21 protein-coding genes and 1 tRNA gene are annotated in these 25,719 nt (G+C 70.3%); 9 read left to right on the top strand and 13 right to left on the bottom strand.

The window, feature by feature from the left end; translation table 11 throughout:
- Positions 1-51: 51 nt before the first annotated feature.
- The 4 genes from ABD259_RS08350 to ABD259_RS08365 form a co-directional block, all read right to left on the bottom strand.
- Positions 52-1,467: an NAD(P)(+) transhydrogenase (Re/Si-specific) subunit beta gene (locus ABD259_RS08350; protein WP_344105663.1), complete on the bottom strand. Its 1,416-nt coding sequence runs from the start codon at positions 1,465-1,467 to the stop codon at positions 52-54.
- The gene (locus ABD259_RS08355) at positions 1,464-1,802 is read right to left on the bottom strand and encodes an NAD(P) transhydrogenase subunit alpha part 2 (RefSeq protein WP_344105665.1); all 339 of its coding nucleotides are present in this window, start codon (positions 1,800-1,802) and stop codon (positions 1,464-1,466) included. Before ABD259_RS08355 ends, ABD259_RS08350 begins: the two co-directional genes overlap by 4 nt.
- Positions 1,783-3,021 carry an NAD(P) transhydrogenase subunit alpha gene (locus tag ABD259_RS08360; RefSeq protein WP_344105667.1) on the bottom strand — a complete coding sequence of 413 codons (1,239 nt, stop codon included), beginning with the start codon at positions 3,019-3,021 and terminating at the stop codon, positions 1,783-1,785. The genes ABD259_RS08355 and ABD259_RS08360 overlap by 20 nt, the downstream gene beginning before the upstream one ends.
- Before the next feature lie 164 nt (positions 3,022-3,185).
- Positions 3,186-3,746, bottom strand: coding sequence for an ATP-binding protein (locus ABD259_RS08365; RefSeq protein ID WP_344161323.1), 561 nt, complete (start codon positions 3,744-3,746; stop codon positions 3,186-3,188).
- Positions 3,747-4,274: 528 nt separating this feature from the next.
- Between ABD259_RS08365 and ABD259_RS08370 the strand changes: the two genes are divergently transcribed.
- Positions 4,275-4,526 (top strand): DUF397 domain-containing protein, encoded by a 252-nt coding sequence (locus ABD259_RS08370; protein WP_344108136.1) that lies wholly within the window; start codon positions 4,275-4,277, stop codon positions 4,524-4,526.
- Between the two features lie 63 nt (positions 4,527-4,589).
- The gene (locus ABD259_RS08375) at positions 4,590-5,498 is read left to right on the top strand and encodes a helix-turn-helix domain-containing protein (RefSeq protein ID WP_344108134.1); all 909 of its coding nucleotides are present in this window, start codon (positions 4,590-4,592) and stop codon (positions 5,496-5,498) included.
- A 40-nt stretch (positions 5,499-5,538) separates the two neighbouring features.
- On the opposite strand, the gene ABD259_RS08380 is transcribed toward ABD259_RS08375, so the two are convergent.
- From ABD259_RS08380 to ABD259_RS08410, 7 genes are all read right to left on the bottom strand, one after another.
- Positions 5,539-5,796 (bottom strand): hypothetical protein, encoded by a 258-nt coding sequence (locus ABD259_RS08380; RefSeq protein WP_344108132.1) that lies wholly within the window; start codon positions 5,794-5,796, stop codon positions 5,539-5,541.
- A complete protein-coding gene (locus ABD259_RS08385; RefSeq protein WP_344108130.1) occupies positions 5,793-6,749 on the bottom strand; it encodes a chymotrypsin family serine protease in 957 nt (318 codons plus the stop codon). Before ABD259_RS08385 ends, ABD259_RS08380 begins: the two co-directional genes overlap by 4 nt.
- A gap of 180 nt (positions 6,750-6,929) precedes the next feature.
- Complete coding sequence (locus ABD259_RS08390; RefSeq protein WP_344161326.1) at positions 6,930-8,762, bottom strand: SGNH/GDSL hydrolase family protein; 1,833 nt, start codon at positions 8,760-8,762, stop codon at positions 6,930-6,932.
- Positions 8,763-9,062: 300 nt separating this feature from the next.
- Positions 9,063-10,115, bottom strand: coding sequence for a family 2 encapsulin nanocompartment cargo protein polyprenyl transferase (locus ABD259_RS08395; RefSeq protein ID WP_344161329.1), 1,053 nt, complete (start codon positions 10,113-10,115; stop codon positions 9,063-9,065).
- Entirely contained in the window at positions 10,116-11,507 is a 1,392-nt protein-coding gene (locus ABD259_RS08400; RefSeq protein WP_344161332.1) for a family 2B encapsulin nanocompartment shell protein, read from the bottom strand.
- Positions 11,508-11,944: 437 nt separating this feature from the next.
- A complete protein-coding gene (locus tag ABD259_RS08405) occupies positions 11,945-13,357 on the bottom strand; it encodes a family 2B encapsulin nanocompartment shell protein (protein WP_344161492.1) in 1,413 nt (470 codons plus the stop codon).
- Positions 13,358-14,043: 686 nt separating this feature from the next.
- Positions 14,044-14,814, bottom strand: coding sequence for a L,D-transpeptidase family protein (locus ABD259_RS08410; RefSeq protein ID WP_344161335.1), 771 nt, complete (start codon positions 14,812-14,814; stop codon positions 14,044-14,046).
- Positions 14,815-15,190: 376 nt separating this feature from the next.
- On the opposite strand from ABD259_RS08410, the gene bufB reads away from it, so the two are divergent.
- Together bufB and ABD259_RS08420 are read left to right on the top strand one after the other, a co-directional pair.
- The gene (bufB, locus tag ABD259_RS08415) at positions 15,191-16,054 is read left to right on the top strand and encodes an MNIO family bufferin maturase (RefSeq protein WP_344161338.1); all 864 of its coding nucleotides are present in this window, start codon (positions 15,191-15,193) and stop codon (positions 16,052-16,054) included.
- The gene (locus tag ABD259_RS08420) at positions 16,044-16,871 is read left to right on the top strand and encodes an HvfC/BufC family peptide modification chaperone (protein WP_344108118.1); all 828 of its coding nucleotides are present in this window, start codon (positions 16,044-16,046) and stop codon (positions 16,869-16,871) included. Before bufB ends, ABD259_RS08420 begins: the two co-directional genes overlap by 11 nt.
- Positions 16,872-16,959: 88 nt before the next feature.
- Here the strand turns inward: ABD259_RS08420 and ABD259_RS08425 are convergent, their stop codons facing one another.
- Positions 16,960-19,476 carry a DEAD/DEAH box helicase gene (locus tag ABD259_RS08425; RefSeq protein ID WP_344108116.1) on the bottom strand — a complete coding sequence of 839 codons (2,517 nt, stop codon included), beginning with the start codon at positions 19,474-19,476 and terminating at the stop codon, positions 16,960-16,962.
- A 120-nt stretch (positions 19,477-19,596) separates the two neighbouring features.
- Positions 19,597-20,586: a malate dehydrogenase gene (locus tag ABD259_RS08430; protein ID WP_344161341.1), complete on the bottom strand. Its 990-nt coding sequence runs from the start codon at positions 20,584-20,586 to the stop codon at positions 19,597-19,599.
- A gap of 446 nt (positions 20,587-21,032) precedes the next feature.
- Between ABD259_RS08430 and ABD259_RS08435 the strand changes: the two genes are divergently transcribed.
- From ABD259_RS08435 to ABD259_RS08455, 5 genes are all read left to right on the top strand, one after another.
- Positions 21,033-21,106: transfer RNA gene (locus ABD259_RS08435), tRNA-Ile, on the top strand.
- 414 nt (positions 21,107-21,520) lie between these two features.
- Entirely contained in the window at positions 21,521-21,850 is a 330-nt protein-coding gene (locus ABD259_RS08440; RefSeq protein ID WP_344108112.1) for a hypothetical protein, read from the top strand.
- Between the two features lie 347 nt (positions 21,851-22,197).
- Entirely contained in the window at positions 22,198-22,383 is a 186-nt protein-coding gene (locus ABD259_RS08445; protein ID WP_344108110.1) for a hypothetical protein, read from the top strand.
- Between the two features lie 465 nt (positions 22,384-22,848).
- Positions 22,849-25,218, top strand: coding sequence for a M64 family metallopeptidase (locus tag ABD259_RS08450; protein WP_344161344.1), 2,370 nt, complete (start codon positions 22,849-22,851; stop codon positions 25,216-25,218).
- A gap of 28 nt (positions 25,219-25,246) precedes the next feature.
- Positions 25,247-25,468, top strand: coding sequence for a hypothetical protein (locus tag ABD259_RS08455; protein WP_344108105.1), 222 nt, complete (start codon positions 25,247-25,249; stop codon positions 25,466-25,468).
- The last annotated feature ends 251 nt before the right edge of the window (positions 25,469-25,719 follow it).

Here is a 25,719-nt window from a genome sequence, read left to right on the forward strand (position 1 = left end):
CCCGGTGGGGGGCGGCCCCCACACCGTCGCCGCCGAGCAGCGCGGCGACGCTCAGCCCACCAGCGTCTTGACCGCCGTCCCCAGCGCGCTGAGCGCAGTTTTGGCATCGGCGAGGTACATCCGTGTCCGGGGATCGGTGTAGAGCTCGTTGTCGATTCCCGCGTAGCCGTGCCCGAGTGACCGCTTCACCACGATGACGGTCTCAGCCCGGTCGACGTCCAAGATCGGCATGCCCGAGATCGGCGTCCCCGGCCGACGCGCGGCCGGGTTGGTCACGTCGTTGGCGCCCACGACCAGAGCGACGTCGGCGCGGTTGAACTCGGGGTTGATCTCGTCCATCTCCCGCATCTGGGCGTAGGGCACCTTTGCCTCGGCGAGGAGCACGTTCATGTGACCGGGCATCCGTCCCGCTACCGGGTGGATCGCGTAGTCGATGCGGACCCCGCGCTCCTCCAGCAGCTCGGCGAGTTCGTGCAGCTCGTGCTGGGCCTGGGCGGCGGCGAGCCCGTAGCCCGGGACGATAATGACGCGCCCGGCATAGGCGAGGCGGATCGCGGCGTCGTCGGCGTCGATGGTGCGCACGCCCTCGCCCGCGCCGGCGGGGAGCCCGGCCGCGGTGTCTCCGGTGCCATAGCCGCCGACGAGGATGGCGCGGATCGGCCGGTTCATGGCGTCGGCCATCAGCTTGGTGAGGATGCCGCCGGAGGCGCCGACGAGGGCACCGGCGATGATGAGCATGGCGTTGCCGATGACGAACCCGGCCATCGCGACGGCCACCCCGGTGCAGGCGTTGAGCAGGGAGACGACCACCGGCATGTCGGCTCCGCCGATGGCCAGTACCACGAGCACGCCCAGCACGAGGGCGGCGACCACCATCACCGCAAGCGCGAGCGTGCCGCCGGGACCGCCGAGAAGAAATCCCGCCGCGACCACGATGACGGCCGCCACCAGCGCGTTGACGGCGCCGCGCAGAGGCAGGAGCAGGGGGCGGCCCGCCACCCACCCCTGCAGCTTGGCGGAGGCGACGAGGGATCCGGAGAAGGCCACGGTGCCGATGACGACGTCGAGGGTGACGGCGGTGGTCGCCGCCCCGGTGAGTTCCCCCGCTGGTCCACCGAAGCGCAGGTAGTCGTGGATGCCGATGAGGGCGGCGGCGCCGCCGCCCACCGCGTTGAAGAGGCTGACCAGCTGCGGCATGGCCGTCATGGCGACGCTGCGTGCCGTGTACAGCCCGGCACCGGTCCCGATGAGTGTGCCGAGGGCGATCACCGTCCAGCCCACGGGCGTGACGGTGCCGGAGGCGAGGATGATCGCGAGGGTCGCCACGACCGCCGCCCACATGCCCGCGGCGGAGAAGATGTTGCCGCGCCGGGCCGTGGCCGGCGAGTTCATCAGGTGCAGTCCCACGACGAAGCAGGTCGCCGCGGCCAGGTAGACGAGGCGGACGGCGATGTCCAAGGCGCTCATTGGTCTCCTCCCCCGCCCGTGTCCGTCCCGGTCCGGTCGGGGGCGTCGGCGCGGCCCGGGGCGCGGAACATCTGCAGCATCCGGTCGGTGACCACGTAGCCGCCGACGGCGTTCATGGCGGCGAACGCGGTGGCCACCAGGGCCAGCGCGTATCCGGCCGGGGTGTCGGCGGTGACGGCGATGAGCATGGCGCCGACGAGGACCACGCCGTGGATGGCGTTAGCGGCCGACATCAGCGGGGTGTGCAGCGTCGCCGGGACCCTGCTGATCACCTCGAAGCCGACCAGCAGGCTGAGCAGGAAGACGGTGAGGTCGTCAAGCGCTCCGGGGACCATACCTGCCTCCGTCGAGGGTCGTCTCGGCCGCGATGTCCTGGTCGACCGGCTCGTCCGACTCGGGTGCCAGCGCGGCGACGGCCTTGGCGGCGGCCGGGTGCACGACGCTGCCCTCGTGGGTGATGACGACCCCGGCCTGGATCTCGTCGTCGAGGTCGATGCGCAACCGGCCCTCCCGGGTCATGTGGGTAAGCAGCGCGCCGATGTTGCGGGCGTAGGCCTCTGACGCGGCCCGCGGGACGGTTGCGGCCAGCTCGGCGGCGCCGATGACGGCGACGCCGTTCTTGGTGTATGTGGTCTCGCCGGGCCGGGAGCCGTACACGTTGCCGCCCAGCGGCCCGGAGGCCAGGTCCACGGCCACGGCGCCGGGGCGCAGGGCCCGCAGCGCGTCGTCGTCGACGAGCAGGGGCGGTGGTCCGCCGATGGCCTGGGCGGTGGCGATCACGATGTCGAAACGGCCCATGACGGCGGCGAGCGCCTCCCGCTGGGCCCGCTGCTCGTCACTGGTGAGCGCGCGGGCGTAGCCGCCGCTGGCGGTCGCTTCGGTGACCGTCGGCAAGTCCAGGGCGTCGGCGCCCAGGGAGCGGATCTCCTCCTGCGCCTCGGGGCGGACGTCGTAGCCGGAGACGACGGCGCCGAGGCGGTGCGCGGTGGCGATGGCCTGGAGTCCGGCCACGCCCGCACCGAGCACCAGGACCTGGGCGGGGCGTGCCACCCCGGCGGCGGTCATGAGCAGGGGGAGGTAGCGGTCGTAGGCCTCGGCGGCCACGATCACGGCCTTGTACCCGGCGACGTTGGCCTGGGAGCTCAGGGCGTCCATGGTCTGGGCCCGGCTGAGCGTGCGCGGCACCCCGTCGAGGCTGATGGCGGTGGCCCCGGCGGCGGCGAGGTCGCGGGCGAGACGGGGGTTGGACAGGGGGCGCAGCAGACCCATGAGGGCCTGTCCGGGGCGCAGCAGCCGCAGCGCCGCGGGGTCGGGGGCGGTGACCGAGAGGAGGACGTCGGCCTGCTCGTAGAGGTCCTCTTCGGAAAGAACGGACGCCCCCGCGTCCGTGTAGTCCTGGTCGCTGTAGCGGGCGCCCGCCCCCGCGCCGGCCTGCACCAGCACCTCGATCCCGGCGCCGCGCAGCCCGGCTACGGCCGTCGGCACCACCGCCACCCGCCGTTCCGCGGGTGCGGTCTGCCGGACGACACCGGCCCGCAGGGTCGACACGGCCATATCGGCTACCTCCGCTGGAGAGGTACCCACCGTGTGCGGTACGGATGCGTGGCCGCTTTCGGCCGACGCCGCCCCTCCCTCGTTGATCTCGGCGATATCGACGGAATTTTGGCGGGAATTCCGTCGATATCGCCGAGATCAACGGAGAAACCGGGGGTGTGAGGTCAGGCGGCGGACTCGGGGACGGCGAAGGCCGCCCAGACGACCTTGCCCTGGCCTTCGAGGATGTCCCAGCCCCAGCCGGCGCTGAAGGAGTCGACGAGGGGGAGGCCGCGCCCGCCCTCCGCGTACTGGGCGGGGTGGTTGCGTACGGGGGGTTGGCGGCTGGGGTCGAACACCATGCAGGTCACGTGGGCGTCGTCGCGGGCCATGCCGAACTGGATCGACCACTCGGACAGGCGGCCGCCCACCGTGGGGACCGCGTGGCGGCAGGCGTTGGTGACCAGTTCGGAGACGACCAGGCGGGCGTCGGGGGCCATGGTGGCGAGCCCCCAGTCGCGAAGCACGGTGCCGGTGAAGTCCCGCGCCACCTTGGCGGAGGCGGGGTGGAAGCCGAGTCCGTGCTGGGCCGTGGCGGTGTCGACGACGTGGTGGCCGATGGGCAGGGGGGTGGTTGGCAGGCGGCGCCGTCCGTGGTCGGCGGCGTGGGCGTGGCTGCCAGCGGAGGGGTGGGTCAGCCCGGTGAACAGGTCATCGGGTCGGGAGTATGCAGAGTGCGCATTCATCGCGTTCCTTGCATCGTCGGACTCTTCGCGCCACATGGTCCTGCTTGCACCCCGTCCGCACGTTCTTTCATGTGTAAGCACGGATGCATGTGCATCACGCAGTCTAGTGCGCAGTGAGCGCAAGATCCTACTTGGGGGCGCTTTGTTCATTGTGGTTCAACGATCGGGGGATACGTTCGGGTTGTCCCGTGCGCCACCGATGAACGTGTTTACCCAGTTCAGTCTGGTTCACTCGCGTTAGATCCGGACATCGGCCCCGTCGCGCCCCGACGTGCGCACGTGACGAACTTTTTCTTGACACCTGCCCCCACCGCGCTGTTCGGGGCCGCCCCGCTACACGCCCGAGTTGTTGTCGATGCAACCATTTGACACATTCCGTCGCCGTTAGCGTAGTTTGCAAGAGCAACCGCCGATGTAAGCACGAATGCACGTGCACTCACCGCTCCCGGGCCACCGCCGCCGCCGGGAGCTCGGCGCGGGCCAGCCCGAACTCGGATCCCCGGGTCACCACCCCACGAGGAGGCACAGATGCAGCAGGTCTACAACGGCATCCCCGCCGCCGAACTGAACGGCGCGGAATGGCTCAAGAGCAGCCTCAGCAACCCCGACGGCAACTGCGTCGAACTGAGCCGGCTGCCCGGCGGGGAATTCGCCCTGCGCAACTCCCGCCACCCTCAGGGACCCGCCCTCATCTACACACCCGCGGAGCTCGCGGCGTTCGTCGAAGGGGCGAAACAGGGAGATTTCGACCACCTCATCGCGACCTCCGCGATCGATTGAACATTGTCGCTCCGGCATACTTCTGATTCACTGACCCGGGGTTCGGCCACGCCAGGAGGGCAGATGGACAGCAGACCGGCGGAGGCGGACGCGCCTGCCGCCAACGTACTCACCCCCTCGCGAAGCGGACCCACCGTGCTGCGCATCCTCCTCGGCACCCAGCTGCGCCGCCTGCGCCAGGCCCGGGGCATCTCGCGGGAGGACGCGGGGTACGAGATCCGGGCCTCCCACGCCAAGATCAGCCGACTCGAACTCGGCCAGGTCAAGTTCAAGGAACGCGACGTCGCCGACCTGCTGACCCTCTACGGAGTGACCTCCCAGGAGGAGCGCGACCCCCTGCTCGCGCTTGCCCGCCAGGCCAACACGCCCGGCTGGTGGCACAAGTACAGCGACGTCCTCCCCTCCTGGTTCGAGGTGTACATCGGTCTGGAAGAGGCCGCGGCGGTCATCCGCACCTACGAGCTCCAGTTCGTCCCCGGCCTCCTCCAGGCGGAGGAGTACGCGCGGGCCGTCATCCTGCTCGGGCACAGCGGTGACCCGGTCGAGGAGATCGACCACCGGGTCCGGCTGCGCATGACCCGCAAGGAGCGCCTTACCGGCCCCGCCCCGCCCAAGCTCTGGGCGGTGGTCGACGAGGCCGCGCTGCGCCGTCCCATCGGCGGCCCTGCGACCATGCGCGCCCAGATCGAGCACCTCATCGAGATGGCCACCCTGCCCAACATCACGCTGCAGATCATCCCGTTCCACAAGGGCGGCCACTCGGCGGCGGGCGGGCCGTTCAGCATCCTCCGGTTCACCGAGAGCGACCTGCCCGACGTTGTCTACCTCGAACAGCTGACCAGCGCGGTCTACTTCGACAAGCCCGACGACACCGACCGGTACATGGAGGTCATGGACCGGCTGTGCCTGGAGGCGCTCTCAGCCCCCGAGTCCGCCCGCTACCTTGCCACGATCCTCGACGACTTCCGCTGAGGAGACCACCGCTCCCAACACAGCGCGCCCCAAGGGGGGCTCACCCCTCCGGGTGGTCCAGCGGGCCGACCCGACCGACAACGCGCCAGTACACGGGGACCTCGCACACGCCCTCATCCGCCGAGCCGACCTCTTGCCGACTCGGCCCCGGCGGGTCCATCGGACGCTTCAGCAGCACCTCCACCGCGTAGCCCGTGCGGGGACCACCGGTCAGGCCGATCCCCTGGATCCGGGGATCGGCGCCGAACCGTTCGCGCAGCAGGCGTTTGGCCCGCCGGGCCTGGTGGAGGGTGATCACGCGCCGACCAGCCGGGCGTTGAAGACGTCGAGCACCGCGGTAAGAGGGTTGGCGTAGGTCAGCCCGGTGCCGTCGGGGCCCCCGAACCGGCTGCCCGCGAACAGCAGCCCCACCGCCGCGCGGCCCTCACGCGTCCAGATCAGCGACCCGGAGTCGCCGCCGTCGCTGAAGGCGCCCTCCCGGCCGGAGATCTCCAGTTGGTCGTCGAAGACCAGTTCGCCGTGGGGGAAGTTGACACGCAGTCCGTCCACCTCGAAGGCGGTGATCCGACCGTGGGTGTGGCCGGTCGTCCGGCCGAGCTTCTCCACCGCCGCGTCCTCGGTGGGCCCCTCGGCGGTCGCGGTGATGGGGCCGCCCGGATACCGCTCCGCGTCGTGCCCGACACCCGGGTCAAGCCGCGCGATGGCGGCGTCGACCAGGTTGATCCGGTCGGTGCTGAGCTCGCTCATGGCCGCGAGCTCACCGAACCGGTCCTGCGGGTCCGTCCCCCCGTCCACGACACCCGGTTGCAGCGCCGCGTCCCCGAGCCGGGCCCTCCCGCTGTCACCCAGCACGTGGTTGTTGGACAGGGCGTGCACCGCGCCGCCGACGTCCACGAACGCCCCGAGCGTCCCCGCCGTGACGCTCGGATGCCCGACCGAGGAGCCGGGCACCAGCGGACGCTGGCTTTTTTGGAGCTCCTCGGGACTGAGGTCCTCGGGACTGAGCGCCGCGGACAGCGCCCGGATCTCGCCGACCTCGACAATGTCGACCTCGTCGCGGGCCTCGGAGGCGATGCGCGCCAGCAGGGGGCGGGCCGACGCTGTGTCGCGCACCCGCACCGCCAGCACGTAGGTATGGGGGGCGGTGCGCTCGACACCGACGGCGAGCCACGGCACCTGCGTGCCGACCGCGAGACTGGTGGCCCGTTCGCGCAGGGACCGCTTGAGTTCTCGGCAGGAATCCAGATGCATCGCGGCTCCTTACATGAAGGATCAACGGTTGATATAACAACCATGCTCATGTGCGAGCGTAGTTCCGCGAACTCCGGATTCACCGGAAAATCTCGGCCGGAAGTGGCAATTCTGTGATCGGTGGAAACTCCACGTGACGACAGGGGTAATCCGCAACCCCACGCGTCCCGCCAGCACGGCTCACGCGGGCGTCCCGAGCATGTCCAGATCGATCGATTCGGCGATCGCGCGCAGCCCGGCGTCGCCGGGGTGAAGGTGATCGCCGGAGTCATAGGCGGGCCGCAGCCGCTCGGGCGCTTCCGGGTCGCGCAGCACCGCGTCGAAGTCGAGAACGCCGTCGAAGAGCCCGCCGCGCTTCCCGTTGGCGCGGATGAACGCGTTCACCTCGCGTCGCTTGGCGTCGACATCGTCGGTGCAGTCCCGGAACCCGCCGCACGGAGCGACGGTGGCCACGAGGACGCGTTTGCCGTGGGCGCGCGTGCGGGTCGCGATCTCCGCGAGGCCCAGGGTGACCTGCCGCGGGGTGGTTCCGGTGTGCCGGACATCGTTGACGCCCTCGAAAACGATGACGGTGTGCGCACTGGTTTGCGCCAGGACGTCGCGGTCCAGCCGGTGGGGGGCGCTGACACCGCCGGTGTCGGTACTGACGCCGTCGCCCGAGTAGCGGTCGGTGACGATCCGGTTGGCCGAGATGCCCTGGTTGAGCACACCGTAATGGGGCACCGAGGACTGGGATCGCAGTCGCTCGGAAAGCACGTCCGGCCAGCGCCGGTTGGCGTCGGGGGTGGAGCCGACGCCGTCGGTGATGGAGTCGCCCAGGGCGACCACCGCCCCAGGTCCGCCGAGGACGTCGATGCCGGTGAGAAACGGCCAGGTGGCGATGGTGCCGGTGAACGGTCCGGCCCCGGCCGCGCGGGTGGCGTCGCCAGCCCCCGGGTCGGTGATGTAGTTGGTACCGGTCGCTGCGCTGTGCACGGGGGCGGCCGTCACCGGCTCGGGCAGGTGGATACTGACCAGGAGATCGCCGCCGCCGGGAACGCGGAACGTGGCCGGGTCGCTGAACGCCTGCCCGCCCGCCGGGATCCGGGTTCCGGGCGCACCGCCGAAGGTGAGCGGCACGGGGGCGTGGGCGGCCTCGGCGCCGCTCCGCCGCAGAGCGATGGTCACCCGGCCGATCGCCACGGGCTCGGCGGCGAAGGTGTTGTCCAGCCGGACGCGCACGGCCGGGCCTCCGGTGGTCGACCGGACGGCCAAGCGGAGCGTCTGGTCCTCCCAGGGGCCGAGCGCAGCGTACCCGGAGGTGCTCGTCGACCAGGTCCCGGTCCACCGCGACGTGGGAGCGCGCAGGCCGAGGGCGAAGACGTGCATGCGGGCCGTGTCGTCGGCGGCCCGGGGCAGTTCGACCCGGGCGACCTCGCGCGCGGGGTCGGCCGGGACGGTGCGGGCGTAGAGGAGGGCGGGGCGCTCGATCCGCCCCTGGGGGGCGTTGGCGTACGGAAGCGCGATCGCCTTGGTGGGGTGCGGCCCGGTGGCCCAGTCGGGGACGGTGACGGTGTAGCGGTCCCAGGTGCCGTCCGTGTAGATGATCCGGCCGCTTCCGGTAGCGGTGCCGCCGGTGGCCGCGGCGAGGAGGGTGAGCGCGTCCCCGCGCCCGCTGACCCCGACTTCCTGGCCATCGGCCACGGCGTTGTCGGGTTCTCCGGGCGCGGTATCGGGCCAGGTCAGCTGGGTGCGGTGCAGGGTCAGCCGCTGTCCGGGACCCCACCCTGCCCGTTTGAGCGCGACCGCGGACAGGCTGCGGCCGGCGCCGTCGAGGTCGGCGGCCGCCGTATCGGTGTCGTCGGAGATCCCGGCGTTGTCGAAGTGCTCGGCGAGCGGTGGTGGTGGTGGTGTGGGGCGCGCTGCGGGGACACCGCGGTCGAGCGACCCGGCCTGGGCGGTGACCAGGTGGAGGGGGGTCAGTGCGCCGAGGACGAGCAAGAGCGGCAGCGCCACCGGCCAGAGGAGTGCCATGCGAAATCGACGGACCACGCCCTGATCGCCCACGCCCACACCAGCCTTTCCCATCCGCGTATCGCCCCGAGGAGGCACATGACCACAGAGACAAGATGGTGCAGGACGCGGACGGGCGCGGGGAAAATGACGGAAAGATAGTGGATACATCACCGTGCGTGACGTCCATGGGGTCCCGCCGGGGGAAGCAAGCGAGACGTTCGCCCCCGCCCCAGGCCCGCCGCTGCGCACCAGGCCGGGGGTGCGCGGTCCGCGGCGGCCGAAGGGCCGGGGCGACCGGTAGCAGCCGGGCGCGGCCCGTCAGCGGTCCCGGAGCGCCACCAGGCGGGCGAGCGCGGCCAGGTCCGCCGCGGGAGCGTCGGGCGGGTCGGCTTGGTCCAACAGCGCCAGCCCATCGGACGTCAGCTGGTCGGCCTGCGCGCGGCTCCACGCCCGCCCACCGGATACGTCAACGAGGTCGGCCGCCCGAGCCAGGTCGTCGCCGGACAGGGTGCCCTCGCCCCGGTACAGCTGGGACAGTTCGCGCCCGGCGGCGGTGTCGGAGGTCAGGGCGGCGACTACCGGCAGCGACTTCTTCCGGTTGGCCAGGTCACTGTGGGCGGGTTTTCCGGTCATCTCCGGCTCCCCCCAGATTCCCAGCAGGTCGTCGACGTGCTGGAAGGCCAGTCCGATGCGCTCGCCGAAGCCGCGCAGGCGGCCGACCCGCTCGGGGGCGCCGTTCCCGAACACCGCGCCCAGCTCGCACGCGCAGCCCAGCAGGGCGGCGGTCTTCTGCTCGGCCATGGTCAGGCATTCGGCGAGGCCGACGTCGACACGCTGTTCGAAGGACACATCGGCGCTCTGCCCACCCACCAGGGACTGCACGGCCGCGCTGAGCGTCCGTACGCATCTCGGGGCCTCGGGGTGGGCGGCCGCCGCGAGGACGTCGAGGGCGAGGGTCAGCAGCGCGTCCCCGGCGAGGATCGCCGCCCCGGAGCCGAAGACGGTCCAGGCGGTGGGTCGGTGCCGCCGGGTGGTGTCGCGGTCCATGACGTCGTCGTGCAGCAGGGAGAAGTTGTGAACCAGCTCTACCGCCACGGCCGCCGGTACCGCGTCCTTAGCGCTGCCGCCGACGGCCCGGGCCGACAGGAGGGCGAGCGCCGGGCGCAGCGCCTTTCCGGCGGGGGCGCCGTCGGGCCGCCCGTGTTCGTCGATCCAGCCGAAGTGGTAGCCGGCCACGCGCCGCATCGAGGCGGGGAGCGTCTCGACGGCGTCCCGCAGGGCGGGGTCGACGATGCCGCGGCTCCACCCCAGGATCTCGCGTACCGGCCGGTCGGTGGCCCGTGCGTCGCCGGTCGCGGGTGTGCTCCCCATTCAGCGCCCGATCTCGACGTTCTCCAGGACCCCGAGCGCGTCGGGGACCAGGATCGCCGCTGAGTAGTACGTGCTGACCAGGTAGGAGACGATCGCTTTCTCGCTGATTTGCATGAAGCGGACCGACACACCCGGTTCGCATTCGTCGGGAAGGCCGGTCTGGTGCAGGCCGACCACGCCCTCGTCCTCTTCTCCGACACGCATCGCCAGGATGGAGGTGGACCCCGTAGCCGAGATCGGGATCTTGTCGCAGGGCAGCATGGGAATACCGCGCCAGGTAGTGACCGCCTGCCCGCCCATGTCGGCGGTGCCGGGGTAGAGGCCGCGGCGGCTGCACTCGCGGCCGAAGGCGGCGATGGCGCGCGGATGCGCCATGATGTAGCGGGTCTTCCGCCGCCGCGAGACGAGCTCGTCGAGGTCGTCGGGGGTGGGCGGACCGTGGCGGGTGGGGATGCGCTGGCGCAGGTCGGCGTTGTGCAGCAGACCGAACTCCGGGTTGTTGAACAGGTCGTGCTCCTGCCGCTCGCGCAGCGCCTCGACCGTCAGGCGCAGCTGCTGGTGCAGCTGGTTCATCGGCTGGTTGTACAGGTCGATCACCCTGCTATGCACCCGCAGCACGGTCTGGGCCACGCCCAGCTCGTACTCGCGGGGCTTCAGCTCGTAGTCGACGAAGGTGCCGGGAAGGTCGGGCTCGCCCGTGTGCCCCGAGGCGAGTTCGATGTCGGCCTCGCCGAACCTGTTGTGCGGACGTTCGGGTGCCGACCGCACCTGGGCGATGTGCGCCCGAAGTGTCGCGGAGCGGTCGAGGACCTCCTGGAACTCGGTGCGCCAGAGGGTGAGCACGGTGCAGCGGGTGACCGCCGTATGCGTCTCCTGCCATTCGGACGCGTCCTCGGCCAGCGCCTCGCCGCCGAAGTGGTCGCCGTCGATGAGCGTGCCGAGCAGCGTCTCCTCGTCGTACTCCCCCACGCCGACGCGGTTCACTTTGCCGTGGACGATGAGGACGAGGCGGTCCACCGTCCCCCCGCACTCGACGATCACCTCGCCCGGCCCGTACTGACGCTGAACGAACCGGTCGGCGAGCGCGGAGAGCGTGGCGTCGTCCTCGTAGCCGCGCAGCACCGCCAGCTCACCGAGCTCGCGGGGGATGACGCGGGCGTCCGTTCCGGTGATGACGAACTCCACCCGCCCGTCGCCGACCATGTGGGTGAGTCGGCGGTTCACACGGTAGGTGCCGGCCTGCACTTGCACCCACGGCAGGGAGCGCTGCAACCAGCGGGGGGTGATCCCCTGCATCTGCGGCGGGGTCTTGGTCGTCGTCGCCAGGTTCCGCGCCGCCGCCGTACTCAGGCTCTGTTGGGCCTGTCCACCTTCGGCACCCGATCGCGTCACCAGACCTCCTTCGAGAACGCCCCCGGCTTCAGCCGGGGAAGGAACCGACCCCCTGCGGCGCTGGGCAGGACACGGGCACAGCGCACGGTGCGCGTCGCGAGGACCAAGCGCGCACGATGCGCTGGGCGAGAACGAAGCTGGCGCGATCGTACGCTTTCGGGCAACCGGGCGGGTTCCGTCTCGGCTGGCGTCGAGGGAGTACGACCTTTCATGGCGTTGACCTGCGGGGCTTCCTGAGCCAGGAATCCCCCCGCGTTAGCTGGGGGAGGGTTCACGATGATGACCACCAATCATTGATCCTGTTGGAACCGGCAGCGCTTGGTGCCGCCCACCGGGCGGAGGGGAATGCGGGATGTGTGGCTGATCCGGTGGTGGGCCGGGTTCCCGGGCCACCACCGGCTGGGGGTCACCTTTCCCTCCGCCGGTGGTGGAGGCGGCTAACCCTCGCGGCCGATCTCGACGTTCTCCAGGACACCGAGGGCGTCGGGGACCAGAACCGCGGCCGAGTAGTAGGCGCTGACGAGGTAGGAGATGACGGCCTTCTCGTTGATGCCCATGAAACGCACCGACAGACCGGGCTCGTACTCGTCGGGCAGACCCGTCTGGTGGAGGCCGACCACGCCCTGGCGGGCTTCGCCGGTGCGCATCAGCATGATGGAGGAGGTGCGCGTCCTGGTGACCGGGATCTTGTTGCAGGGCAGCATGGGGACACCGCGCCAGGCCGGCACCTTGTGGCCGTTGATGTCGACGCTCTGCGGGTAGATGCCGCGGTGGCTGCACTCGCGGCCGAAGGCGGCGATGGTGCGCGGGTGGGCCAGCAGGTAGCCGGGTTCCTTCCACACCAGAGCGAGCAGGTCGTCCAGGTCGTCGGGGGTGGGCGGACCGTGGCGGGTGGGGATGCGCTGGCGCAGGTCGGCGTTGTGCAGCAGACCGAACTCGCGGTTGTTGACCAGCTCGTGCTCCTGCCGCTCGCGCAGCGCCTCGATCGTCAGGCGCAGCTGCTGCTCGACCTGGTTCATCGGCTGGTTGTACAGGTCGGCTACGCGGGTGTGGATACGCAGCACGGTCTGCGCGACGCTCAGTTCGTACTCGCGGGGGCCCATCTCGTAGTCGACGAAGGTGCCGGGAAGGTCGGGTTCGCCGGAGTGCCCGGAAGAGAGGTCGACCGCGGCTTCTCCGCACTCGTTAGCGGCGTGGGCGGCCTGTTCGGCGCGGTTGCGCTCGACCTGAGCCCGCAGCGCCTCGGAGGAATCTGCGATCCGCTCGAATTCGGAGCGCTCCAGGGTGAGCGCGGTGCAATGGGTGACGGCCTTGACCGTGGATTCCCAGGTGCTGTCCGCGTCGACCAGGGCCTCGTCGCCGAAGTGGTCGCCGTCGATGAGGACGTCGAGCAGCGTCTCTTCGTCGTACTCGCCCGGAGCGAACCGATCCACCTTTCCGTGGGCGATGAGGAACACCCGGTCGGCCGGGGCGCCTTCTTCCACCAGCACCTGACCGGCGTCGAACTCCCGCTGGACGAAGCGGCCGGCCAGCTCGGTGAGCACGGCTTCGTCGTCGAATCCGTGCAGCAGCGGCAGCTCCGCCAGCTCGGCCGGAATCACCTGGACGTCGGCGCCGACATTGGTGAAGGTCACACGGCCGTCGCCGACGGTGTAGGTGAGCCGCCGGTTCACCCGGTACGCCCCGCCCGACGCCTGGACCCACGGCAGGATACGCAACAGCCAGCGGGAGGTGATCCCCTGCATCTGCGGCACGGTCTTGGTCGTCGTCGCCAGGTTCCGCGCCGCCGCGGTGCCCAGGCTCAGCGGCGTCGCATTGGGGTCGGCACCGGCCTCGGACTGCTCCGTCATAATGCGCACCACCACTTTCCTTCGGTGTCAGGGGGAAATCCCAGCGAGGAAGCCGTCTGTTCGCCAATCGCCGGCCGACGAACCATAGGAGACGTATTTTTTCGATGCGGGATTCTTCGCGCGTGAACCGCGCGACGCCGGCGGGGATCGAGCGATGGCGAATTCCGTGACTTTCTAGAGGGGCTCTCAGGACCGCCGTCGTCGTACCCAACGCACTCCCCCGCATGCAAAGGGCGACAACGCAATCACGCTGGATTTCCGACGCCTTTGACCAGAGCCCTGGATACGGACAGGGTGCAATAAGGAATCTATGGAGCACCGAGGGCGCCAGCCTGCGGCGATGTACCAAACGCCAGATTTTGGCCTCCACTGATCATAGTCAGCCACTGGCCGATTACATCAGGCGTCCCCCGCCTCCAGGGTTTCCGGAAATCTGGTTTCAGACGCCTCGAACCCCATAGCCGGAGAACCGAAAAGCGAGTTTCCCCAAAAATAAGAACAATACCCACCAAGCACCACAGACCCGAAACACCGCGGCGACGCCGCCGGCCGGGCCCGGCCGGCGGCGTCCGTCATGGTGCGGGGCGGGCGGCTGCACCGGGGATGTGGCCGGAGAAGCCGATCTGATTGGTTCGGTGATTCCGCCTTACCCCTCTACCGCGATGCCGTGCTGCTCGGGTGCCCCCTCATCGCACGAGGACGGTGCTGTAGATGTCGAGTCGTCCGCTCTCCCACAGCCAGTCCATCGCCTTGATGCTGACCCGGGCGCAGCCGTGTGACGCGGGGTAGGGCGGCACGGACGTGTAGCCGTGGATGGCGATGCCGCCGTTGAAGTACTTGGGCCGGTACAGCGACCCCAGAGGTCCGGGGTCCCAGGCGTCGACGTCGCGGAACACGGAGTAGCGCCCTTTCGGGGTCACGGCGACGTGCTGCTCGCCGCGCGACTCGTACTTCTTGCCGGAGCCGGTGGAAGTGTTGAACACCTTCTCCACCGTGCCGTTGGAGACCACGAGGAGCAGCTGGCGCTCCAGGTCGATCTCCACCACCTGGCCCGACGAGGTCTGCGCGCTGGGCCGGACCCCGTTGTCGAGCGCCTTGCGGGTGATGGGGCCGACGATGCCGTCGCGGTCGATCCCGGCCGCTTTCTGCAGCGCCCAGACGGCGTGCAGGGTCAGACCGCCGAACTCGCCGTCGGCGGTGTCGAGCCAGTAGCCGAGATCCATCAGCCGTTGCTGGAGCCGCTTGACCTCGGGACCGGAATCACCGATGCGCAGCTCCGAGGAGAACAACCGAAACGCGGGTGCCGGCAGTTCGGGGGCCGATGCCGTCGGTACGGCACCCACCGCTCCCGCGTGCGCGGCCACGCCCCCGAGGGGGAGGGCGACGGCGGCGGACAGGCTCACCGCGGCCAGTCGCGCCGCATACGTCTCAAAACGTCCAAACGAACTAATAGCCATCTTGACGCATTACCCAGCTTTTACGGTGGATTACCCGTCCATCACCGTGGATCACCAGCGGATGGGCCGCGGCTGGACACCCTCGTATTCCCCGCGCCCACAGCGGCCGGAGGTGACCACCGCCCCAGACGTCACGTTTGGACATCGACCAGCTGCGGAACGTAACAACCGGTGACCGGAGGTCCCTGGGGCCAGCTTGCCGCCGCCGAACATCCACGCCGCCCCACGGGCCCCGGCCACCCGCACCACAGATCCCACGCACCGCTACGGGGGAGTGAGCTGCCGTGAACGCACGCACGGGCAACGGGAGCGGCGTCGGCCGCCGCGGCATCGCCAGGGAAGAGCTGCCACGACTGGTCGTCGAGGGCGGAGCCTGATGCCGACCGCGCGGCTCGGCCTCCCCGACCTCGGCTTCGGCGTCGGCCTGCGGGCGTGCCACCACTCCTATGTGCTCAGCCACCGGCCGAGGGTCGACTGGTTCGAGGTCATCACCGAGAACTTCCTGGACGTCGACGGGTTTCCGCGCCACGTCCTGGAACAGGTCGCCGACTCCTACCCGATCGTTATGCACGGGGTGTCGATGTCGATCGGGAGTAGCGATCCGCTGGACCTCGGCTACCTGCACCGGGTCCGGCGGCTGGCCGACCGGTACGGCGCGGCGTGGGTCTCGGACCACCTCTGCTGGACCGGTGTGCTCGGGATTAACACCCACGACCTGCTGCCGATGCCGTTCACCGAGCAGTCCTTGCGCCACGTGGTCGAGCGGATCCGCGTCGCCCAGGACATCCTGGAACGGCCGCTGGTCGTGGAGAACCCGAGCAGCTACCTGGAGTACACGCAATCCACGCTGACCGAGTGGGAGTTCCTCGCGCGGATGGCAGAGGACGCCGACTGCGGACTGCTGCTGGACGTTAACAACGTCTACGTCTCCTCCCGCAACCACGGCTTCGATCCCGCGGCCTACCTGCGCTCGGTGCCGGCCGACCGCGTCGTGCAGTTCCACCTCGCCGGCCACACCGACCACGGCACCCACCTCATCGACACCCACGACCGGCCGGTCGCCGACCCGGTGTGGGAGCTGTACCGACAAGCGCTGGACCGGACAGACGCGGTGTCCACCCTCCTGGAATGGGACGACCGGATCCCGCCGTTCCCGGAGCTCCTCGACGAGCTCGACCGAGCACGGGCGTTCTCGGCAACGGCCAGGCGATCGGAAGTGATCCGCGACCATGCCGGATGACGCGCTGCACCGGACGCAGGCGTGGCTGCAGTCGGCAATTCTGGACTCCTCTGCGGCGGACGCGGCGCCGGGCGTCGTGACCGCCTCCGCCACACTCTCGGCACGGTACCGCCTCGCCATCTACCAACAGGGGTACCGGGCGCGGCTGGTGGAGTGCATGCGGGCCCAGTATCCGGTACTCCACCGGGTGCTCGATGACGAGGTCTTCGACGCGTTCGCCCTGGAATACCTGGACCAGAGACCGTCGCGAAGCCACACCCTGCACCCGCTGGGTGGCGGGTTCGCCGACTTTCTGCGGGAGACCCGGCCGGACGAGGATCCGGACGCCGACGAGGTCGGTGACGGCTGGATCGACACCCTCATCGACCTCGCCGACTTCGAACGGGCCTTCGCCGAGGCGCACACGGCACCCGGCCCCGAAGGGCGCGCCTACCCAGGAGCGAACGTCCTGCCGGACGCCGGAAGCCGCGCGTGGGTACAGACCGTGCTTGGGATCGCACCGTGTGTTCGAGTGATGCGCACCGGGGCGCCGGTGCACACGTTCGCCACGGCGGTCCGGCGCGGCCACGACCCGCCGATCCCGGCGCGGCGGCCGACGCACCTCTACCTGTCGCGGCTCGACTACACCGTCTATGCGAGAGAGATCGACGTGCACGAGTTCGACCTCCTCCGCCACCTGGCGGCGGGCGGACCGGTGGGCCAGGCGGCGACCGGGGCGGGGGCGTCGGTCGCGTGGGCCGACAGAGCACTGCGGGAGTGGTTGGAACTCCGCCTGTTCAGCACGTGCACACCGTCCCAGCCGATGACCTCGGGCTGACGCCCGACGGGCCCGCTGACCGACGACTCCACGGTGTGGCGCTCCCCGAGGCGGAACTCATCCCATCCGGCTCCCCCGCGGTGTCCGGCTACAGGCGATTCACGTCCAGCACGCGCACGACGGCGTGGCCCACCTCGTCAGAGGCGGCGAGGTCGATCTCGGCGCTGATGCCCCAGTCGTGGTCGTCCTCGGGGTCATCGAAAATCTGCCGGACCTTCCAGCTCCCGCTCCCCTCCTCGATGAGAAGCATTTTGGGGCCGCGGGCGTCGGGGCCGATACCGAGCTCGTCGTGCTCGCCGTAGTAGGCCTCCATGGCCTCTTCCCACTCCTCGGCGTCCCAGCCGCCGTCCCCGTCGAGCGCGCCCAGCTCGTCGTAGCGGCGCCGCGCGGCCAGCTCGACCCGGCGGAACAGCTCGTTACGGACCAGCACGCGGAAAGCGCGCGGGTTCGCGGACACCGGCTTCGGGCGCTCCTCGATCCGCGTCTCGGTGCTTTCTTCGTCCTCGTCAGGGTTGGTGAGCTCCTCCCACTCGTCCAGCAGGCTGGAGTCGACCTGGCGGACGAGCTCACCCAGCCACTCAATGAGGTCGCGGAGCTCCTCGGTCTTGGCGTCCTCGGGCACGGTCTGGCTGAGAGCCTTGTAGGCGCTGGCCAGGTAGCGCAGCACCAGGCCCTCCGAGCGCGCCAGCTCGTAGAAGCCGACGTAGTCGGTGAACGTCATCGCGCGCTCGAACAGGTCGCGCGCCACCGACTTGGGCCGGAGCGGGTGGTCGCCCACCCACGGGTGCCCGCGCCGGTAGACGTCGTAGGCGTGGTCCAGCAGCTCCTGGAGCGGCTTGGGGTACTCGACCTCCTCCAGCCGCTCCATCCGCTCCTCGTACTCGACCCCGTCGGCCTTCATCTGCGCGATGGCCTCGCCCCGGGCCTTGTTCAGCTGGGCGCCGAGGATCTGCCGGGGGTCGTCCAGGGTCGACTCCACGACGGTCAGCACGTCCAGCGCGTAGCTCGGCGACTGGGGGTCGAGCAGGTCGAGGGCGGCCAGGGCGAAGGTCGACAGCGGCTGGTTGAGCGCGAAGTCGGGCTGCAGGTCGACAGTCAGGCGCGCGGTGCGGCCCTGCTCGTCGGGCTCCGGCAGCTTCTCCACGATGCCGCCGTCCAGCAGCGAGCGGTACATCGCGATGGCCTCGCTGATCTGCCGCCGCTGGGTCGGGCGGTCGTCGTGGTTGTCGGTGAGCAGGTGCCGCATCGCCGCGAAGCAGTCGCCCGGCCGGGCGATGACGCTCAGCAGCATCGCGTTGCTGACCCGGAACCGCGACTTCAGGGGCTCGGGCTCGGCGCCGATCAGCTTCTCGAAGGTGCTCTGGTCCCAGCTGACGAACCCGTCGGGGGCCTTCTTGCGGACCACCTTGCGCCGCTTCTTGGCGTCGTCGCCGGCCTTGGCCAGCGCCTTCTCGTTCTCGATGACGTGCTCGGGGGCCTGGGCCACGACGTTTCCCACGGTGTCGAACCCGGCACGGCCGGCACGCCCGGCGATCTGGTGGAACTCGCGGGCGGTGAGACGCCGCACGCGCGTGCCGTCGTACTTGCTCAGGGCGGTGAACAGCACCGTGCGAATCGGCACGTTGACGCCGACGCCGAGCGTGTCGGTGCCGCATATGACCTTGAGGAGCCCGGCCTGGGCCAGGCGCTCGACCAGCCGCCGGTATTTGGGGAGCATGCCCGCGTGGTGGACGCCGATGCCGTGCCGCACATAGCGGGACAGATTGCGGCCGAACTTCGTGGTGAAGCGGAAGTTGCCGATCTCCTTGGCGATCTCCTCCTTCTCGGCCCGCGTGCACATGTTGATGCTGGTGAGCGACTGGGCGCGCTCCACCGCCTGCGCCTGCGTGAAGTGGACGATGTAGACGGGGGACTCGCGGGTCTCAAGGAGCTCTTCGAGCGTCTCGTGCAGGGGCGTGGTCCGGTAGGAGTAGTACAACGGGACGGGGCGCTCGGCCGAGCTCACGACCGTCGTCTCGCGGCCGGTGCGGCGGGTCAGGTCCTTCTCGAACCGGCTGACGTCACCCAGCGTGGCCGACATCAGCAGGAACTGCGCCTGCGGGAGTTCCAGCAGCGGCACCTGCCACGCCCAGCCGCGGTCGGGCTCGGCGTAGAAGTGGAACTCGTCCATGACGACCATGCCGATGTCGGCGTCGGCGCCGTCGCGCAGGGCGATGTTGGCCAGGACCTCGGCCGTGCAGCAGACGATGGGGGCGTCGGCGTTGACGCTGGCGTCGCCGGTCATCATCCCCACGTTGTCGGTGCCGAAGATCGCGCACAGCTCGAAGAACTTCTCCGAGACCAGCGCCTTGATCGGCGCGGTGTAGAAGCTGCACTCGTCCCGGGCGAGCGCGGCGAACAGCGCACCTGCGGCGACCAGGCTCTTGCCGGAGCCGGTGGGGGTGTTGAGGATGACGTTGGAGCCCGACACCGTCTCGATGAGGGCTTCCTCTTGGTGCGGGTAGAGCGTGAGCCCGCGCTCCTCGGCCCACGACGCGAACGCCTCGAAAAGGGAATCGGGTTCTGGGGCCGGCGGAAGCTGATCGATGAGACTCACGTCTTCCATACTGCCCGCTCCACACCACTGCCCCGGACATGGAAAAGGGGCGCGCCCTACTCCCCGCGGGGAATAGGGCGCGCCCGCTCGTCGGAGGCGACGCATCGACGCGTCGTCGCGGTGGCGGCCTTAGACCAGCCCCAGCTTCTTGACCGCGTCGCGCTCCTCGACCAGTTCCTGGACGGAGGCGTCGATGCGGCTGCGGGAGAAGTCGTCGATGTCCAGGCCCTGGACGATCTCCCAGCGGCCGTCGCGCGACACGACCGGGAAGGAGGAGATCAGGCCCGGCGGGACACCGTAGGAGCCGTCGGACGGGATGGCCGCCGACGTCCAGTCGCCCTCGGGGGTGCCGTTGACCCAGTCATAGACGTGGTCGATGGCGGCGTTGGCGGCGGAGGCGGCCGAGGAGGCGCCGCGCGCCTCGATGATGGCCGCGCCGCGCTTGGCGACGGTCGGAATGAACTCGTTCTCCAGCCAGGCCTGGTCGCCCACCGCCTTGGCCCCGGTGGTGCCGTTGACCTCGGCGTGGAAGATGTCGGGGTACTGGGTGGCCGAGTGGTTGCCCCAGATGGTCAGCTTCTTGATCTCGTTGATCGAGACACCGAGCTTCTTGGCGAGCTGGGTAAGAGCGCGGTTGTGGTCCAGGCGCGTCATGGCGGTGAAGCGCTCAGCCGGGACGTCCGGGGCGTGGGCCTGGGCGATCAGCGCGTTCGTGTTGGCCGGGTTGCCGACCACGAGAACGCGGATGTCGTCGGCGGCACCGGCGTTGATGGCCTCGCCCTGCGGCTTGAAGATGCCGCCGTTGGCCTCCAGCAGGTCGCCGCGTTCCATCCCCTTGGTGCGGGGGCGCGCGCCAACGAGCAGCGCCACGTTGCTGCCCTCGAATGCCTGGCCCGGGTTGTCGAAGATGTCAATGCCCTGGAGCAGCGGGAACGCGCAGTCGTCGAGCTCCATCGCGGTGCCTTCGGCAGCCTTGACGGCTTGCGGGATTTCGAGCAGGCGAAGCTTCACCGGCGTGTCGGCGCCCAGCAGCTGGCCGGAGGCGATGCGGAACAGCAGCGCGTAGCCGATCTGTCCTGCCGCGCCGGTGACGGTGACGTTGACGGGTACTTGGGCCATGACCTTCTTCTCCTGATGACGTATGTGCGACCCGCGATGCTATCCCGCGGCCCACGACGCGCACGCAGCCCACCCCGGCCACGCACGCCGCGCTCCCGCCGATTACCCGACGGTACGGTTAACCACCCTAGTAGTCATAGCTTCACACCCCGCGCCGTGGTCCGCGATCACCACGCCGGCCCCGGCACGGGAGGCTTTTCGACACTCGCCCGGCCCGCGCCCCCCATCACGAAGCACAACGCCTCTACCACCAGCAGCACACGCCGGAGATCACACCAATGCCCTCCTCGTCCGGCGCCGTTACCGCCCCGAAGACGCCCGTACCGCCCACAAACCCCGGATTCCGGCCGGAACCACTCGGCCGCCCCCCTGTTAAGATGACGATGATCCCGGTCACCAAGACCCTGGGGTCCTATGCGCGGAACGGACACCCCTCCCCCGCGCGTGGGCCGGTAGCTCAGCAGGTTAGAGCAGGGGACTCATAATCCCTGGGTCGCGGGTTCGAGCCCCGCCCGGCCTACCCCGAGCGAGCATGAGGTAGGCGCCGTCGATCTGCCTGGACAGGTCGACGGCGCGGCGGTGTGGGGGCCGGTTGACGATGGCCGCAGACCCCCCGTGTCCGGTGAGCCTCGCTGAATACGAGTGGGTATCCGCACGCTCACCGGAAGTCACTCCCATATCGGCATGGAACAATTCGGCCGGAACAGCGTCCACTTCTCTTATCGCCCCGCGGCCTGGCAGTAATCACATCCCAGCAACCGATGTCTTTCCTTCTGGGAATGCGCCGCACGCAGGCCGGGCGCGAGAGGAGCCGAGGCCCCGCCGCGCGACGCCGTTGCATCCCGCTCGGCGGCGGGAGCTGCCGCGGCCACTTGGCGCTGTTGCACCATCGCCTCCTGGTTAGGCGGGGGCGTCCGGGGGGCAGCACCGTGGTGTGGCCTCGTCTGCGTCCTCGGATGACGACCGGTTCATTGTGGTGGCCGGACGGAGGTGGCGCGCGAGCGACCCCCTGCTGCCGGAGCCGGTCCGGGATCGGCTGGTCCGCCACCTGATGGCCGCGCGGCGGGCGGTCGCTGCGGCCCGGCGCGCCGGCGATCCCGTGGGCGAGCGCGCCGCCCGGGACCGCGTTCAGCAGGCCAAGGAAGGACTGGGAGAGCGGGGCACCCCCTGGTGGGAGCTGACCCCCGCCCAGCGGCGAACGCGGTGGGAAGCGGCTCTCACCGCGCTCGGGGCGGGCGACGACGGAACAGCGGCTGTCAGCTAGCACCGCGCCAACCTGTCATGTGCAGCACTCTGCGCGTTCCGGCGGGCCTGCCCTCCGAGCTGGAGGAGCACGCGCGGGCCCCGCCTCCCCCACCCGCACCGGACCGCGCCGGAGCGCGCCGGAGCGCTGTCCGATCGTGTGCGACACGGGGCCGCGCGGGACCGGGAGGGCGCTGACGGCGTGGGTCACGGCTCATTCGCCCGCGACTCGGCGGGGCCCGAACGATCGGTGACGGCCGGGGCGGAGTGCTCGGTGGATCCCGCGCGAAAATCCTCATCATTGTGCTGGTCACGGGGGCGGGCCTGGGCGGATGGCAGCCCCCTGTGTGCCATCGCACGGCGCGGCCCATGCCACCGGGGCACACTGGAGTTGGTCCACGCCCGCAGCAGCCAACGGTCGAGACCGCTGCCCGGGAACTGGATTTCGCGGTCGCCGACGTCTACCAGTCCGACCCGGACTTCGCCGCTCCCCCGGAGTTGTGGGACCGCCTGTCGACCTCCCTTCCCACACTCCTCGGCCCCGGTTCCGCATGACCGCCGCGGATCAGGACGATATTGGGGGCAGCCAAGCACAGCATGTGACAACGTCCGTGCGGCTACCGCGGGGACACCGCGGTGGTGACGGCCCGCACGGGTTCCCTGGCGGAAAGGCGGGCCCGCCGCCGTGACGGGGTGGGGCACCGTGGCGATGTCGCCCGCTGCGTGGATCCAGAGGTGACGAAAAGAGGCCCTTACGGCGTCCCCACTCCAGGAGCGCGGACACTCGGCGTTAGGCCGTCCAGGTTGCCGGTCGCCAGGGCCGGGGCGGGGGTGTGGGGTGGTGCGGCTTGGTCGCTCCACCCCGTCGGCTCATCACCGGCGCGATAGGGAGGGCGCGGCTTTCGGGCGCTCCGAGGGGCCCTTCCCACAACGGGTTCGCGCGGTTACTCTTCGCCTCGACGCTTACCCCCCGCAGCACCGTGCATACTAAACGCAAAGGACCCCCCTATGCACAGATGCTTGACAGCGTGTCTGGCCGCCCTCCCCTTGGCCGGGTTCGCGCTCCCCCTGGTGAGCATTGCCCCCGCGGCCGCCGACACCCTCGACGCCGCAGAGGTGGTACCGATCCAGGTCACCGGTGACCCCGACAAGCGGTTCAACCTGGTCATCCTCGGCGATGGCTATATGGATGAGGAGTTGCCCCTGTTCCGCGAGCAGGTCCAGGAACACCTGGCCGTGCAGTGGAGCATCGAGCCTTTCCGCAGCTACCGCGACTACTTCAACGTCTACGCCGTCGAGACACCCTCCCCCGAGTCCGGCGTCGACTGCGACCCCGACCTCGCCGCCGGCGACCGCGACACCGTACTGGACATGGGCTTCTACGGCGGCTGCGACCCCAACGGGCTGCAACGCCTGCTGACCGTCGACAGCAGGCGCGCCAACGCCGTCGCCGACCTCGTCCCCGGCGTCAGCGCGGATAACCGGCAGATCCTCGCCCTGGCCAACAGCGAGACCTACGGCGGCGCCGGAGGCACCCACGCCACCGCCTCCGCGGGCAACGCCCTGTCCTCCCTGATCACCCCGCACGAACTGGGACACTCACTCGGCGGACTGCAGGACGAGTACCCCTACTACCGGCGCGAAAGCAGCCTGGGGCGCTGGGACGGCGGCGAACCAGCCTCGGCGCACCTCACGGTCATGACGCCCGAGGAGATGACGGAACAGCGGGCCAAGTGGTGGCGGTGGCTCGGCGAGAAGAGTGCGTCCGGTGGCATTATCGGCGCAGCAGGGTCCGATGGCCACGAGGGCGGGCTGTATCACTCTGCGGGGGTGTGGCGCCCCAGCCGGCACTCGATGATGAAGACCCTGGGCTACTACTTCGATCAGGTCAGCCGAGAAGTGATGGTTCGGCGTATCTCCGGCCAGCGCGACCGCGGGCAGCTACCGGTCTCCTCCACCCCGGAGGGTGAGGTCGGCCCGCACGACGCGGTGTGGGTCGAGGCGCCGCACCCCGCCTTCCACGACCTCTCCTTCACCTGGACGATCGACGGCGAGGAACGTCCCGATGCCGATGGGCAGCGTGCGCTGGACCTGTCCGACCTCGACCTCGACGTGGGGACCGAGGTGACGGTGCGGGTGCAGGACCCCACGCCGTTCGTGCGCGACCCGGAGGTCCGCACGTCGCCCGCGCTAACGCAGACCCGCACCTGGACGATCGGGGCCCCGCTGCCGCCCGCCGACGCGCCGGTGCGGTTCACCGCCGCCCGTGACACCGAGCGGCCGGTCGCCTCCGACGAGGTCGTCTACGCGGAGACGACGCATCCCTCCGACCGAGTGCCCGAGGTGGTCTGGGAACTGGACGGGGAGACGGTCGCCACCTCCGCGGACGGCCGCACGCTCAACCTCGGCGAATTGCAACTGGAGAGCGGCACGCACACGCTTACCGCCACCGCCGACCCGGGCACCGAGGCCCCGGACACCCTCACCTGGACCGTCGACGCCACTGGCCCGACCGCCGAGCGCGAACCGTCCGCTCCCGCCGCGCCGGTGCGCGGCGCCGAGGGCGAGCACGGCATCCACCTCGGCTCCCTCACGTTTGGACTGGACCCCCGTGACGACCGCGAGGGCCCCGTCGTCGCGGAGTTCCGTGTCGACGGTGACGGCTGGCACCACTACTACGGTTGGCCCACCGACCCGGACGCGCCGTTCCTCCTCACCCCGCGCGGGACGAACGTCGACAACCTCCTCTACGGGAGCCTGGGCAGCGGCGGTCTGTCCATGGCCTTGTCCGAGGTGGACGACCACGAGCCGGGCTGGGGCACGCACACCATCGAGCACCGCGCCATCGACGCCGCTGGGAACATCGGCGCGGCTGACTCATTCCGAGCGACCGTGGTGCCGGGCGACGATCCCGCGTGCACAGAAACGGTCATCGGCGTGCACCGCGGCGACCTGGACGTGAACGACGGGACGGTGTGCCTCGACGGCGCGACCGTTGTCGGCGGGGTGACCGTCGAGCCGGGGGCGTCCGTGATCGCGCAGGGCACGACGGTAACGGACGGCCTGACCGCCGACGGCGCCACGACCGTCCGCATCGCCGACACGAAGGTCACCGGGGCGGTACACATCATGGGCACCACCGCTGAGACCTCGCTCCTGGGTTCCGACCTGATCGGCCCGGTCCTCCTGCGCGGCAACGCCCAGACTCCGTCCCCCGACTGGACCGCCTCGTGGCCGACGAAGGTCGCCGGCGAACGTTACGGTGTCATCGTCGCCGGTAACCGCCTCCGCAGGGGAATCGACTGCACCGGCAACACCCCCTCGGTCACCGATTTCGGCGCCCCCAACTCCGTGACCGGCCCCGCCACCGGCCAGTGCGGCGATCTGTGACTCGTGGAACGGCAAGGAGGAGACGGACGTGTGGACCTGTAGTCTCTGCGGTCTTCCCGACGTCGCGGAGATGCTGGCCGAGCGTACAGGGGAGCGGCTGTGGCTATGCGGGGAGTGCGAGTCCGTCTGGCTTGAGGGCGACGACCTCGCGGAGCCGCCGTTTTCGAGCCGCACCGACTACGAGCCCTGCGGCGGCGCCTCATGGGACGAGTTCCGGGCTGTGACGACTGATCCGGCTCATCATCCCTGAGCCGCGGGGTCGAGCTCTGCCCCGCCCACCTCATATGGCCCTCCGACACAGCGCCGTTGGCCCTCCGATCCAGACCAGCGGCGCTGTGCCATTCCAATTGCCTGCCCACTCCCGCGGCACGAAGCTCATCGCGGGTCAAACCACGGGGGCGAGGCCCGGTGCGCGAAGAGCGCGACAGGTCGTCGGCGCGGGTCGACGCTCTCGGACCTCCGCCACGGGGGATGCAATGGGCCGCGTTCTGGCTCGGGTCG

The organism is Nocardiopsis rhodophaea, assembly GCF_039530945.1.
GTDB lineage: Bacteria > Actinomycetota > Actinomycetes > Streptosporangiales > Streptosporangiaceae > Nocardiopsis_C > Nocardiopsis_C rhodophaea.

Bases quoted from the DNA above. Each gene is read 5' to 3' on its own strand.
- ABD259_RS08350 (WP_344105663.1), bottom strand. From the start codon at position 1,467: ATGAGCGCCTTGGACATCGCCGTCCGCCTCGTCTACCTGGCCGCGGCG.
- ABD259_RS08355 (WP_344105665.1), bottom strand. From the start codon at position 1,802: ATGGTCCCCGGAGCGCTTGACGACCTCACCGTCTTCCTGCTCAGCCTG.
- ABD259_RS08360 (WP_344105667.1), bottom strand. From the start codon at position 3,021: ATGGCCGTGTCGACCCTGCGGGCCGGTGTCGTCCGGCAGACCGCACCC.
- ABD259_RS08365 (WP_344161323.1), bottom strand. From the start codon at position 3,746: ATGAATGCGCACTCTGCATACTCCCGACCCGATGACCTGTTCACCGGG.
- ABD259_RS08370 (WP_344108136.1), top strand. From the start codon at position 4,275: ATGCAGCAGGTCTACAACGGCATCCCCGCCGCCGAACTGAACGGCGCG.
- ABD259_RS08375 (WP_344108134.1), top strand. From the start codon at position 4,590: ATGGACAGCAGACCGGCGGAGGCGGACGCGCCTGCCGCCAACGTACTC.
- ABD259_RS08385 (WP_344108130.1), bottom strand. From the start codon at position 6,749: ATGCATCTGGATTCCTGCCGAGAACTCAAGCGGTCCCTGCGCGAACGG.
- ABD259_RS08390 (WP_344161326.1), bottom strand. From the start codon at position 8,762: ATGGCACTCCTCTGGCCGGTGGCGCTGCCGCTCTTGCTCGTCCTCGGC.
- ABD259_RS08395 (WP_344161329.1), bottom strand. From the start codon at position 10,115: ATGGGGAGCACACCCGCGACCGGCGACGCACGGGCCACCGACCGGCCG.
- ABD259_RS08405 (WP_344161492.1), bottom strand. From the start codon at position 13,357: ATGACGGAGCAGTCCGAGGCCGGTGCCGACCCCAATGCGACGCCGCTG.
- ABD259_RS08410 (WP_344161335.1), bottom strand. From the start codon at position 14,814: ATGGCTATTAGTTCGTTTGGACGTTTTGAGACGTATGCGGCGCGACTG.
- bufB (WP_344161338.1), top strand. From the start codon at position 15,191: ATGCCGACCGCGCGGCTCGGCCTCCCCGACCTCGGCTTCGGCGTCGGC.
- ABD259_RS08420 (WP_344108118.1), top strand. From the start codon at position 16,044: ATGCCGGATGACGCGCTGCACCGGACGCAGGCGTGGCTGCAGTCGGCA.
- ABD259_RS08425 (WP_344108116.1), bottom strand. From the start codon at position 19,476: ATGGAAGACGTGAGTCTCATCGATCAGCTTCCGCCGGCCCCAGAACCC.
- ABD259_RS08430 (WP_344161341.1), bottom strand. From the start codon at position 20,586: ATGGCCCAAGTACCCGTCAACGTCACCGTCACCGGCGCGGCAGGACAG.
- ABD259_RS08445 (WP_344108110.1), top strand. From the start codon at position 22,198: ATGCCACCGGGGCACACTGGAGTTGGTCCACGCCCGCAGCAGCCAACG.